Source organism: Paenibacillus sp. LjRoot153, from assembly GCF_964253085.1.
Taxonomy (GTDB): Bacteria; Bacillota; Bacilli; order Paenibacillales; family NBRC-103111; genus Paenibacillus_E.
The window spans coordinates 1,938,046-1,950,074 of sequence record NZ_CAXUQH020000001.1; the positions used below are offsets into that span (position 1 = coordinate 1,938,046).

Genomic DNA, 12,029 nt, shown 5'->3' on the forward strand with positions numbered 1-12,029 from the left:
CTCTTATTACCAATTTGTGGAATATACTATAAAGATAGTACTAGTTGTTGTTTTTGAAAGGAGAGGGCCATATGGCAACTAGAAAGGATTTCATCGATCTCGTTGCACCGATTGCTTTGAAGCTTCGTTTAGAAGGCTCGCCAATTTTTCCATCTGTTCGGATTGCACAAGCTTTACTGGAAACTGGTAGTAAAATAAATGCTTGGAATAACTTGGTTGGATATAAAGTCGGAAATGGTGTGCTAACACCTTATTGGCGGGGCGATCGTGTGTCAGTAAGCACATGGGAATTCATAAATGAGGAATATGTGTCTAATGTACCGGGGGATTTTCGGGCATACAACTCCATCGAGGATGGATTTCGAGATCAAGATTTGTTATTTCAAGCTGCGCGTTATTCGGCAGTTCGGTCAGCAAGCACTCCACAAGCTCAATCAGCTGCGCTACAGAACAGTGGATATGCGACTGACCCTGCCTATACAAGTAAATTAAATTCGATTATAGCGACGGAAGGGTTAACTTTCTTCGATGAGGAGGTCATACGGATGTTAGAGAATTTACAAGCCCAGATTTCAGAATTAACAAGTAGAGTTCACTCACTCGAAGAGCAGGCCGCTTTGACGGTCGTGCCAACATGGGCGAAGTCAGCCGTTGATGCGGCAGTTAAGGCCGGCTTGATTGACACACCTGAGAAAGGGAGCTATGATTTCTACCGCTTGTTAACGGTGTTACATCGCAAGGGCTTTATTTAAATAATCATAGGGGCCGAAAGGGGCTAGGTAAGGCTAGTAAACCATTCGGCCTTTAATTCTGACGTTTTCACCATATTTGGCTTGCATCAACTTCGTTTGCTCTTGCATAAAGGCATAAATTTCTTTCAAGCGGTTCTTACGAGGTTTAATTGTTTCTTTGATTTCTCCATTTAAAACGATATCGTACACGATCATACTCGTTCATCTCCTTTGATTTGTCTTTCTACTATTATTGTAGACGATGATTATTAAGGGACGATTAAAAATTCTTTTCAATTTTGTGAATAAGATGAAGGTTATGTTAAATAAACGTGAAAAATGCCTAAAATAGTGATCATTTTTTTTTATCAGTAATTTACAAGTTTTGGATGTGTATAAGTTTATACACACTATCCCCCTATACTATGTCGGCCTTCATGGTACATATTAACAATTTACCCACAGGATATGCACACTTATCTGTGGATAACGGAACGCTTGTTCTATTAAAAACCCCATGATACTATTAGCTTAAATTATAGAATATGGGTGATTTCAGTGAGACAAATTAGCGATGAGACATTGATCGACTCTTATTACAAGGCACTAGATTTAAGATTAGAATCGGATTTTCTTGAACTATTGCTCGCGGAGATACAGAGACGCAAATTAAAGTTATCCGTAATGGTTAAGGACGAGGCACCACTTAATTAAACATTTACTCAGCACGTATTTGCAGGGTATAGCTTGAATGACAGTCGGGGCAATTCAAGAGGTGAAGGCAGAGCTCTTGCTCGTCGCCTTCCTGGTTAGTCAAGGAAACATTGCTCATCTCGTAAGGCGAATAAGGACCGAGCAAGTCACTCAGCTTACCATGGTCACACATACGCTGCGAGCACACAGGACAGTTGGTTTGCAATTCTTGCATGCCATTACAAACTGGACATATAGATGACAAAGGGGTATTCCTCCTAATCCGTAGATTAGGTTAGAATACCCCTTTTCATTTCTAATCATTAAAATTTCAAGTTCGAGCTGTGTCCTGGTGAAAGCTTAGCACTTGGATCAATGTAAACTTTGGCATTGTTAATTGCAGTAGGTGCTTCACCGAAGCCAACGGCAATCAATTTCAATTTACCAGGGTATGTCGTAATGTCGCCAGCAGCGAAGATACCCGGGATATTCGTTTCCATACGGGAATCAACAACGATGGAGCCGTTTTCGATATCAAGACCCCATTCAGAAATCGGTCCAAGAGAGGATACGAAGCCGAAGTTGATAATAACTGCATCGACTTCGTGGATGCTTTCTTCGCCTGATTTAATATTTTTAAGTGTAATTTGCTCGATTCGATCTGTTCCGTGAAGCTTTGTGATTTCGGTTGGTGTAACAACGTTAACCTTCGAATTCATTAAGTTCTCTACACTGTGCTCATGAGCACGGAATTTATCTCTACGGTGTATCAAGGTTACTTGCTCAGCAATCGGTTCAAGCATCAACGCCCAGTCAACTGCGGAATCGCCGCCGCCGCTAATCATAACTTTTTGACCGGCAAATGCATTCAAGTCACTTACGAAGTAGTGTAAGTTTTTCTTCTCGAACTGCGCAGCTTCCGGTAATTCAAGACGGCGCGGCTCAAATGCCCCAACACCACCTGCGATAATAACGGCATGGCTCAGATGGACACCTTTGTCTGTCGTAATTTCGAATAGACGCTCTTCTTTCTTAACAACCCCATGAACCTTTTCTTCCAAGCAGATGTTGATAGGGAAGTGTTTCATTTGTGCAGATAAATTATCTACGAGCTCTTGCGCAGTGACTTTGGGGAATCCAGCAACATCATAAATATATTTTTCTGGGTATAGAGCTGCGAGTTGGCCACCGAGTTGGGGCATGCTTTCAATAATTTTCACAGATGCTTGACGCATTCCTGCATAGAAGGATGCGAACATGCCAGCTGGGCCACCGCCGATTACAATAATATCAACGATATCTTGATTTGTTTCAGTCACTTTCATAATAGAACCTCCGATTTGGTCCAATATGTGTAAGTAATCAGATAAAGCGATAATCATTATCATTATAAACGTCTCATCTAATGAAGGAAACAGAAAAGTTTAAATTCACCATATAAATACATATAGATAAGATAAGTAAATGCTTACATGGATTGTATGGGCAAAAACGCCTATAATACAAGATTTTTTATGCAAAATGACACTTGATATTTACTTATGAAAATTATATCATATCATGAGAATCGGTTTACCATGTTGTGACGAATTTCCACCTGTTTCATCATAATTCACTTCGAAAGCGTGCAAACTAGTAGCAGTATACTACTTTTGAAGCTGTTTGTGTAATTTTTCACAAGATAGAGAGACCATAGGACAAAATACGGATATGGAAGTGAGAGAGACATGAGTAGAATACCAAGAATCGTTATATTAGGAGCCGGTTACGGCGGAATCCTTGCTGCAATTCGGTTGCAGAAGGAATTGAACTACAACGAAGCTGATGTTACGCTTGTTAACAAGCATGACTATCACTACATTACAACACATCTTCACATGCCTGCTGCAGGGACAGATAATCCCGAAAATGCACGCGTGAACATTTTGAAATTGATTGATGAATTTAAAGTTGATTTCGTAAAATCGACAGTCACGCAAATTCGTCCACACGAGAAAAAGGTTATTTTGGAAGACGGAACACTTTCCTATGACTACCTGGTAATCGGACTTGGTGGCGAAGCGGAAACTTTCGGAATTCCTGGTTTGAAAGAAAATGCTCTGAATATTCGCAGCATTAACAGTGTTCGCTTTATTCGTGAGCACATCGAGTATCAGTTCGCGAAGTTTAAGCGTGAACCAGACCGCAAAGATTACCTAACTTTCGTTATCGGTGGCGCTGGATTTACCGGTATTGAGTTCATTGGTGAGCTAGCGGATCGTATTCCATTACTATGCAAAGAATTTGATGTAGATCCTTCCCTTGTGAAGATTTATAATATTGAAGCTGCTCCAACAGCATTGCCAGGTTTCGATCCTGAGCTTGTTGAGTATGCGATGAAAGTTCTTACGGACAAAGGTATTACTTTCAAAATTGGTACAGCAATTAAAGAATGTACGCCAGAAGGCGTTCTGATTGCTGGCGATGAGTTTATCAAAGCAGCGACGGTTGTATGGACGGGCGGTATCCGCGGTAACCATATGCTAGACGAAGCTGGCTTCGAAACGATGCGCGGCAGAATCAAGGTAAATGAGCACCTTCATGCACCAGGGTTCGATAACATTTATGTTGTGGGTGACTGTTCTATCGTTATGAATGATGAAGGCAGACCATACCCGCCGACAGCACAAATTGCTATGCAGCAAGGTGAAGCTGTTGCACACAACTTGATCGCGTCAATCCGTGGATCACAAATGAAAACTTTCAAATACTCGAACAAAGGTACAGTAGCTTCCCTTGGTAAAGGTCAAGCGATTGGGATCGTTGGTTCCCGTAAATTGAAAGGTAATGTAGCTGCTATGATGAAAAAAGTGGTTGATATGAGATACCTTTACATTATTGGCGGAATTCCATTAGTTATACGTAAAGGGCGTTTCTAGTCAAATCTCGCTTACGGGGGAATTGCCATGCGACACTGCAGTGTCCAAGTAAGAGGACTTCTTACCCGGGATGAACTGGATCGTTATAATGCCTTGATCGAAGTCGGTCACTTCTTGGAGACTGAGAAACGTTACGATCATGTCGCTGTTATCCAAAAGGAAATTGATATCCTCATTCTTCCTGCGATTGAACGTCTGAAGGAAAAAGGTCGTCAGCGTGACCGTGATACGGAAGTGTATCTAGCGCGTAAAGCACAGATGGAAGCTGAATTAGCAGCTGCTCTGCGTGACGACGAGGATGAAGAATAGATAAATCCCAAAGAAGTATTGCTCTTCATTGAGCAGTGCTTCTTTTTTCTAGATAAAATCAGAAAAAAAGAGCAGAGGACCGAGGTCCTTTGCTCTTTTTATATTTGAATGAATGACGCGAATTTCTCAGGAAGCATGACGTTGCCAACGTAGAAATCTCCGAACTCGCCGAAGCGCGCACTAACTTCATCAAAGCGCATTTCGTACACGAGCTTTTTGAAATGAAGCGGATCATCGGAGAATAGCGTAACGCCCCATTCCCAATCATCTAACCCAACAGAGCCTGTAATGATTTGTTTCACTTTACCAGCGTATGTACGACCGATCATTCCGTGGCTGCGCATCATCGTTTTACGATCTTCCGCAGGAACCATGTACCAGTTATCATTGCCTTCACGACGCTTATTCATCGGGTAGAAGCAAATGTGCTTGGATTTTGGCAGGATCGGCTTCAAGCGGGCTTGAATTTCAGGATCTTGCGTAGGATCAACACCTGGCTTCGCTAGGTAAGCGCTCAATTCTACAATGGATACGTAGGAATAAACGGGTATAGTAAAAGCAGCAAAGCTAGATTTGTTAAAAGCAGTTTCAAGCTCATTGAGCTCTTCCAATGTTTCACGCAGTTGCATGAAAACAAAATCAGCCTTTTGGCCAACGATGCTATAAACGGCAGTACTGCCTAGTTTATCGTTCTCAATTTGTTGCCACTGGGACAAGAAGGTTTGCAGCTCGTCCGCTGCATGCTTACGTTCTTGTGGGGTTGCAGCATGCCATGCATTCCAATCCATCAGACGGAAATCATGGAGCGCATACCAGCCTTCCAGCGTTTGTACGGCTTCACTCATTGTTTTTCCTCCATTCAAGGGCTAATATCCCCTACATTGTATCCAATTCATGGAGAAAGGGCAAATGCATGGAGGGGTGAAGTATAGGAAATGTCCAATTAATTGTTCAATTTGTGTACACTTTACCTGTACCTTCCCGTAGATTACAATAATAGAAGCTACAGGAGCCAAGGTATTGATGAGCTCCTACATATTTAAGGGGGAACTACCGTGCTGCAAATGGTTATTGCCACTGTCTTAATGATGGTGTTATTTTTTGGGATCGGTTTTATTCTGAATATGCTTATGAAAACAACGTGGTTTCCACTTTACGCGTTCATTGCCTTAGTGATTGGGATTATCATCTATGGATACATGGGCTCTTCATCGTTTCTATCCAGTGACGAGAGCTTCACCATTGTTGACGTGATTCCGGCAATTGGCGGCTTAGTCGGCGCAATATTGAGCGGTTCGGCGATCAAAGCATTGCGCGTTCGCGGCTTCAAAATGTTCTAATATTACCGGCTCAATTGGGTCACGCTAAGTGAAGTTAGTTACACTAAACTTCACTTACGGAGGAGACACGGTCAGTGCCTTGGGCGAATGTGAATGGAACATCACTGCACTATGAGATAACGGGGCCAGAGTGGGGCACACCCATTGTCTTTATTCATCCCCCGCTGCTAACGTTAGAAACGTTCACGTATCAGAAAGAACAACTTAGTGTCCATTTCCGAATAATTACTTTTGATATTAGGGGACATGGCAGAAGTGCGAGTTCGAAGCAGTCGCTAAATTATGGACTTATTTCGCAAGACATTATAGGGCTTCTTGATTTCTTAGGGATCGAGGAAGCCTTTCTTTGCGGATATTCAACCGGAGGAACGGTTGCCTTGGAGGCATTGCTAACACATCCCCATCGATTGGTGGGGGGGATTATCGTTAGCGGGATGTCTGAAATGAGCGATATATACAATAGAATCAGGGTTTGGCTTGCGATGAAAATGGCGAATCCTAGTCGAATTATGAATTTTTTGATTAGAGCCATTACGTATGGCAATGCCGATAAAATGACAACCTATCAGGAGTTAAAAGATCATGCTTTGCAGGATGTGGCAGGCAATGTGAGATCTTATTTCGAACAATCCCTGCGGTATAACTGCACAAGTCAACTTCCTAGGATTGAGCAGCCAATATTATTAATCTATGGTGAAAAAGACGTTGATTTCCATCCATACGCTCAAATTCTCCATACGGGTCTGCCTCATAGTTCACTATTTTTCATCAAAGATGCGAAGCATCCTGTACCGATTCAAAGCGCTGCACGCATGAATGACCTCATTCATCTATGGGTGGAAAGTCTCCAAGAGAAGAAACATAAGGAACGTTGGAAGCTTGATCTGGTTATTGCGCAGAAGCTTCATCCTCAAATGTATGGAAACGTAGGCCAGTATCCAAGTGATGCTGAACACGCGATGCACAGGTATGAATAAATGACGCCAAAATATAGATTCCATTGCTAGTGAAAATTGCGATGGAATCTTTTTCTTGCCCAAAAGGTAAAATTATCTTTTCTCTTGTAGATACCAAGATTGTCGATTTTTGTGGTAGACTAATAGAGAGAGACTGAGACATGGGATAGCTGGAAATGGTGAGCGATCTTTCAGTCGAGTTGAGGCAGGATGGTGCTGTAACGGGATGAGAATGACGAATATGCTGCATTTCACCGAGAATCACAGGTTTTGCGTTAACCGTGAGTTTTCTTTGAGCAGTTTAGACTATAAAATGCTAGCGATGATGTACCAGCCGATGATAGGCGGCTTGGCGATTAGCTTCTATCAAGCACTCTATCAGCAAATGAGTGCCGAGAAAGTAGGCTTTTCGCCGATGGAGCAGCAACGCAAGTTGTTTCTTCTGCTAGATCTTGAACAGAATGAGCGTGGTCGAAAGTATATTATTGAACAATCTTCCAAGCTAGAGGCGATCGGGCTTTTACAGACGACTCGCAAGTTTGTACCAGAGGAAGAAGATTATGTTTTCGTCTATACGCTATTCGCGCCGTTAGGGCCGAATGAGTTTTTCCGAAATCAGCATTTAACGCTGCTGCTGCGCGACAAGGTTGGGAAGTTCATGCTGCTATCACTGCGTGAAGATCTGCTTTCACCTGAACCAGAGGAGTGTCGTGAGGCGGTCGAGGAGAACTTGTCGGTTCCTTTTTATGAGTTATTCCGCTTGAATACACAGGTCGTGGATTATGAGTTGGAACAAGCGCTCTATGAGGCCTCTGCTAGCAAGCAAGGAGACGCACGGATGGACGTGACGACCAAAGGCTTCAAGTATGCAGATATTATCATGAGGTTCCCACGTGGAGCTAGTAACCGCGTGTTCGTTGAAGCACTGAAGCACAAGCCAGAGCACATGGTAGCCATTAATATTGTGGCGAAGAAGTACAATCTCTCCCTGCAAGAAACATGTCGCTTGCTCGATGAGGATGGCGTGTTCACTGAAGAAGGTGAGCTTGTCATGGATCTCATGCAATATAATGCGAATTTGTTCTACAGACAGAGCAAGAAGCGGGATGAGGAGAGAGAACGCACGACAACGAAATCTGAGGATGAAGTCGAAACCTCGGAAGAGCAGTCCGTTGAGATGGCTTATTATTTAGAAGTACCTCAGCAGCTGCGCTGCGAATGTACCGATCATCAGTACAATTACATCATGCGAAATGAGCCATACACGGCTGTGTTGAAAATGTTTTTCACACAGGGTTCGATACCTGATGGCGTACTTAATATTTTCGAGAAAATCGATTTGAATTATAAATTAAAAGAAGAAGTCATTAATGTGTTGATTCACTTCTTGCATATTGATCGTCGTTCTTGGGCCAAATCCTCGATTGAGGCTGTAGCCTCCGACATGCTAGGTAAGCAAATTAATACGTATGAGCAAGCTGTTGAATATGTACGTGAGAAAATCAATTACAAACAGAAAGCTGCTTCAAAAGTGGAATCTGCGAAAGCGGGCGGAGGCTCTGCTATGCGTGGACGTCAGGGTAAGACACAGAAGCCACATATCCCTATTGTATTGCCTGATACGGGAACTACAGCGTCTACTAGGCTGTCTGCAGAGGAGCTAGAAGCGGCGAGACGGATGGCGCAGAAGCTGGATGAGCGATTTAACCGGAAGAATTAGTTAGCGGCCGATCTTCGGATTGAATGATGGAACTGTTAGGAGGTGCCGAACATGATGGAGTCCTTATCGCATTTACTCAAATCATTACCGGATACAGAATGGAAAAGAAAAGCTGAATTGAAAATTCAAGGCGTTCTTGCGGATCCTTTGATTGCTAAATTTCGTCAGAAGTATCCTTTTGTGGATAATTATGCGATTAAAATAAATATGAATAAGCTATATCAGCATGTTTCTGAATATAAGAATTGCTCCAATTGCCCTGGCTTGGACAAATGTCCGAATGATATGACGGGACATTACACGATTATTTCGGCCGAATCGGTGGAAGGCCAAGCTGCTTTTATCCATGAAGAGAAGGTGGCATGCAAGAAGTTTATTGCCAAAGGGCAGCAGGACGCCATCTCCAGTCGAATTCGTACTTTTCACGTGGACCCACGGATGATTTCGCGAAGCTTCTCCTTTGGAGATATCTTGGAGACGGATCTTGATCGTGCGAAAGCGGTTATGCAAATCAACGACTATGTGAACTTGACCATTGAAGAAGGTCTTCAGACTCGAGGGTTATATTTATCTGGATCGTTCGGTACAGGGAAAACGTTCTTGATGGGCTACATGCTTCATCAGCTGGCGAAGGTCGGCATGACGGGAGCTATCGTTTACATGCCAGACTTTGCCGAAGACTTGAAGGGAATGTTCCAAGAGCCGTATAAGCTGAAGGAGACGATTGACCTTCTTAAGGAAACGGATCTGCTTGTATTTGATGATATCGGGGCAGAGAATTTGAACCCTTGGCTGCGAGATCATGTCATTGGTGCTATTGTGAATCATCGTATGAATCGAAAACCAACGTTCTTCACCTCCAATTATGCGCTATCTGGCTTGGAGAAGCATTTCAGCTTCACGAACAAAGACGGTGATGAAGAGTATAAGGGGCAACGAATCATGGATCGGATACGACCGTTCGTTGATGTGGTTGAGGTAACGGGTACGAACAAACGTGGAAAATAAAGCGAAATAAAAAACCTAGCCAAAGATGGCTAGGTTTTTTATTTTTTCAATTTCTCAAGCTCGGCGGTAATTTTCTCAATCATTTGTACGAATGAGGTAAGTTCTTGCGCGCTTGCAGCTTGTGTACGAGCATAGTGCGTCGTTTCCTCGGAGCCTTTTCTAACTAGCTCGAGCTTCTGTGTAATGAGTTTGAGCTTTGCCTGAATTTGATCAAGGGCTTGTCTCGAATTGGAAGCCAACTTGCGTACTTCATTCGCAACGACCTCGAATCCACGTCCGTGCTCGCCGGAGCGGGCAGCCTCAATGGCAGCATTCAATCCGAGCAGGTGGGTCTGATCAGAGATTTCCTTCATGACGGAGCCCATTTTGGAAATGTCTTTGATCTCATTGTTCAACTCATCGATGCGGGAATTGGAGAGATCTTGGGATTCTGCCGTTTGAATCGCTGTATCCGCAACCGTTTGACTGCTGCTGCCGAGTTCGACCATCATGGAGGCAAGCTCTTGAACAGCGCTGGAGATCGTAGTCAACATGTGACGCTGTTCGTCAGCGAGTGTTTGTATTTTTTGTTTCTCATCATGTTCATAAGCTTCAAGGACAAGCTGTGAGTCAAGATTGAACATTTTGCTTAGTGAATAAATGACTTGGGCCCAATCATCTGGTAGGATGTGTTTGAAATGGGCTGTAGCCAAGTCTGTATATTTGAGATAAGTCCCTAGATACCACGATGTTGTTAGACCGATACGGGAATGAACATTCCCGATATAAAGACGTTTGGAGATAAACTCTTCATCAATCACGCCAGAGGTCATGGACATGAAGTACCAGCGCTGTGTTTCTTTGAGTCGTTCCAGTGTGCTGTGTTTCTCAATCAGTGCCTTGAGCTCAGGCCAAGTAATGATGTCTGCGTACAAATCTTCAACAAGTTGATTTACGATGAGTTTGAAGGCTGCTTCTTTGCTTTTCAAAAGCTGTAAATCCTCATTCGTTAAGCCGATATAGGTAATGAGCTTCTGACGTTCTGGCTGAACTTTAATCATGGATAAGATTCCCCTTTAAACATGGATGCGTAGAAAATTGCAGGAAAAAAGCCACTTCACATTGTGTGCAAAGCGGCTTTTACTTGATACGGCTTACCTATTCTTATTTCATCACTTGGATGACGGTAGCAATGACTGCAATGACGAACAATGCGCCAAAGAATACGCCAAACCCTATGCCTACATCCATGAAATCATTACGCGGTTCTTCGTACACGTGATGCTCAGGGTGTTGATTGCTCATGTGGTTACCCCCTAACGTCCGACATTCGTATTTGTAAGCCTAGTATACCCAAATTCGTCGAAAGTTGTAAAGCTAATCAAAGTGACAATTGTGCAAACATTGGCAAAGACGAGCGGAATGGGTAAAATACTTCTTGACTCTGACATTAGTGTTATGGTTTACAATAGAGACATCCCACCTCATAGTAGGAACAGGAAAGAAGTGAAGTCCATGCGGATTAGTGAGTTATCCAAGCTTACCGGAGCAAGTATTCGGTCCTTGCGCTACTACGAAGCCAAAGGGCTGATCGCAACACAGCGCGAAGAGAATGGCTATCGGGTCTACAATCAAATGGTTGTTGAACGCGTGAAGACCATTCAGTTTTACTTGAGCCTCGGCTTTACGACTGATCAGATTGAAAGCTTTCTGAACTGTGTGATGAAGAACCAGGAATCACAGTGTGATGATTTGCTGCCGCTGTACACCGAGAAGCTGCAAGAAATTGAGAAGCAAATGGAAATGCTGCTGCTGCTCCAAGCGAATCTCAAGGATCGTATTTCCTATATTGAGGAACAGCGACGCCAAGGGCTGCCTGTTGGATTACCCTCGATATAGACCAAAGGATACCCCGTTTGCTAACTTATGGCTTGGTTGAAAAGGCATATGAGTGTGGTATACTTTGTATGTTGACGTGATGCGAAGCAAGTTAAGTGACTAACTTAATCTTACTTTTCACCTTATAAATCAAATTCATTCTTAGAAGGAGGAACTATCATGGCAATCGTGAATGTTTCTGACAACAGTTTTAAAGCAGAAGTTGAAGGAGAAGGTACAGTACTTGTAGACTTCTGGGCACCTTGGTGCGGACCTTGTAAAATGATCGCTCCTGTTTTGGAAGAGCTAGATAAAGAAGTTGAATCTTTGAAAATCGCAAAAGTAAACGTGGATGACAATCCGGAATCCGCTGCTCGCTTTGGCGTTATGAGTATCCCTACTCTGATCGTTTTCAAAGATGGTCAACCGGTTGATAAAGTGGTTGGTTTCCAATCCAAAGACGCATTGAAAAACGTTGTTTCCCGTCATCAATAAGA

General features: G+C 43.1%; 16 protein-coding genes. 11 read left to right on the plus strand and 5 right to left on the minus strand.

The window, feature by feature from the left end:
- Positions 1–71: 71 nt before the first annotated feature.
- Positions 72–752 carry a glycoside hydrolase family 73 protein gene (locus ACSQ8P_RS08510; protein ID WP_436234783.1) on the plus strand — a complete coding sequence of 227 codons (681 nt, stop codon included), beginning with the start codon at positions 72–74 and terminating at the stop codon, positions 750–752.
- Positions 753–785: 33 nt separating this feature from the next.
- Here ACSQ8P_RS08510 and ACSQ8P_RS08515 read toward each other — a convergent pair whose 3' ends face one another.
- Positions 786–947 carry a hypothetical protein gene (locus ACSQ8P_RS08515; protein ID WP_057313103.1) on the minus strand — a complete coding sequence of 54 codons (162 nt, stop codon included), beginning with the start codon at positions 945–947 and terminating at the stop codon, positions 786–788.
- 342 nt (positions 948–1,289) lie between these two features.
- Between ACSQ8P_RS08515 and sda the strand changes: the two genes are divergently transcribed.
- On the plus strand, positions 1,290–1,445 hold the full coding sequence (sda, locus tag ACSQ8P_RS08520) for a sporulation histidine kinase inhibitor Sda (RefSeq protein ID WP_082593488.1): 156 nt from the start codon (positions 1,290–1,292) through the stop codon (positions 1,443–1,445).
- 37 nt (positions 1,446–1,482) lie between these two features.
- Positions 1,483–1,686 carry a hypothetical protein gene (locus ACSQ8P_RS08525; protein ID WP_436234784.1) on the plus strand — a complete coding sequence of 68 codons (204 nt, stop codon included), beginning with the start codon at positions 1,483–1,485 and terminating at the stop codon, positions 1,684–1,686.
- A 61-nt stretch (positions 1,687–1,747) separates the two neighbouring features.
- Here the strand turns inward: ACSQ8P_RS08525 and ACSQ8P_RS08530 are convergent, their stop codons facing one another.
- The gene (locus ACSQ8P_RS08530; RefSeq protein WP_436234785.1) at positions 1,748–2,749 is read right to left on the minus strand and encodes an NAD(P)/FAD-dependent oxidoreductase; all 1,002 of its coding nucleotides are present in this window, start codon (positions 2,747–2,749) and stop codon (positions 1,748–1,750) included.
- Positions 2,750–3,151: 402 nt separating this feature from the next.
- Between ACSQ8P_RS08530 and ACSQ8P_RS08535 the strand changes: the two genes are divergently transcribed.
- The gene (locus ACSQ8P_RS08535) at positions 3,152–4,342 is read left to right on the plus strand and encodes an NAD(P)/FAD-dependent oxidoreductase (RefSeq protein ID WP_056613596.1); all 1,191 of its coding nucleotides are present in this window, start codon (positions 3,152–3,154) and stop codon (positions 4,340–4,342) included.
- Between the two features lie 27 nt (positions 4,343–4,369).
- Entirely contained in the window at positions 4,370–4,651 is a 282-nt protein-coding gene (locus tag ACSQ8P_RS08540) for a hypothetical protein (protein WP_436234786.1), read from the plus strand.
- Positions 4,652–4,749: 98 nt separating this feature from the next.
- Here ACSQ8P_RS08540 and hemQ read toward each other — a convergent pair whose 3' ends face one another.
- The gene (gene hemQ / locus ACSQ8P_RS08545) at positions 4,750–5,496 is read right to left on the minus strand and encodes a hydrogen peroxide-dependent heme synthase (protein WP_436234787.1); all 747 of its coding nucleotides are present in this window, start codon (positions 5,494–5,496) and stop codon (positions 4,750–4,752) included.
- A gap of 210 nt (positions 5,497–5,706) precedes the next feature.
- On the opposite strand from hemQ, the gene ACSQ8P_RS08550 reads away from it, so the two are divergent.
- From ACSQ8P_RS08550 to dnaI, 4 genes are all read left to right on the plus strand, one after another.
- Positions 5,707–5,991, plus strand: a complete 285-nt coding sequence (locus tag ACSQ8P_RS08550; RefSeq protein ID WP_436234788.1) for a YuiB family protein — start codon at positions 5,707–5,709, stop codon at positions 5,989–5,991.
- Between the two features lie 74 nt (positions 5,992–6,065).
- The gene (locus tag ACSQ8P_RS08555; RefSeq protein WP_436234789.1) at positions 6,066–6,968 is read left to right on the plus strand and encodes an alpha/beta fold hydrolase; all 903 of its coding nucleotides are present in this window, start codon (positions 6,066–6,068) and stop codon (positions 6,966–6,968) included.
- Positions 6,969–7,173: 205 nt separating this feature from the next.
- On the plus strand, positions 7,174–8,667 hold the full coding sequence (locus ACSQ8P_RS08560; protein WP_436234790.1) for a helicase DnaB: 1,494 nt from the start codon (positions 7,174–7,176) through the stop codon (positions 8,665–8,667).
- 54 nt (positions 8,668–8,721) lie between these two features.
- Complete coding sequence (gene dnaI, locus ACSQ8P_RS08565) at positions 8,722–9,675, plus strand: primosomal protein DnaI (protein ID WP_436239482.1); 954 nt, start codon at positions 8,722–8,724, stop codon at positions 9,673–9,675.
- Between the two features lie 38 nt (positions 9,676–9,713).
- Here dnaI and ACSQ8P_RS08570 read toward each other — a convergent pair whose 3' ends face one another.
- Positions 9,714–10,715: a protoglobin domain-containing protein gene (locus ACSQ8P_RS08570; RefSeq protein WP_436234791.1), complete on the minus strand. Its 1,002-nt coding sequence runs from the start codon at positions 10,713–10,715 to the stop codon at positions 9,714–9,716.
- A 103-nt stretch (positions 10,716–10,818) separates the two neighbouring features.
- Positions 10,819–10,959, minus strand: a complete 141-nt coding sequence (locus ACSQ8P_RS08575; RefSeq protein ID WP_082595384.1) for a YqzM family protein — start codon at positions 10,957–10,959, stop codon at positions 10,819–10,821.
- 210 nt (positions 10,960–11,169) lie between these two features.
- On the opposite strand from ACSQ8P_RS08575, the gene ACSQ8P_RS08580 reads away from it, so the two are divergent.
- A complete protein-coding gene (locus ACSQ8P_RS08580) occupies positions 11,170–11,553 on the plus strand; it encodes a MerR family transcriptional regulator (protein WP_436234792.1) in 384 nt (127 codons plus the stop codon).
- Positions 11,554–11,712: 159 nt separating this feature from the next.
- Positions 11,713–12,027 carry a thioredoxin gene (trxA, locus tag ACSQ8P_RS08585; protein ID WP_056613612.1) on the plus strand — a complete coding sequence of 105 codons (315 nt, stop codon included), beginning with the start codon at positions 11,713–11,715 and terminating at the stop codon, positions 12,025–12,027.
- The last annotated feature ends 2 nt before the right edge of the window (positions 12,028–12,029 follow it).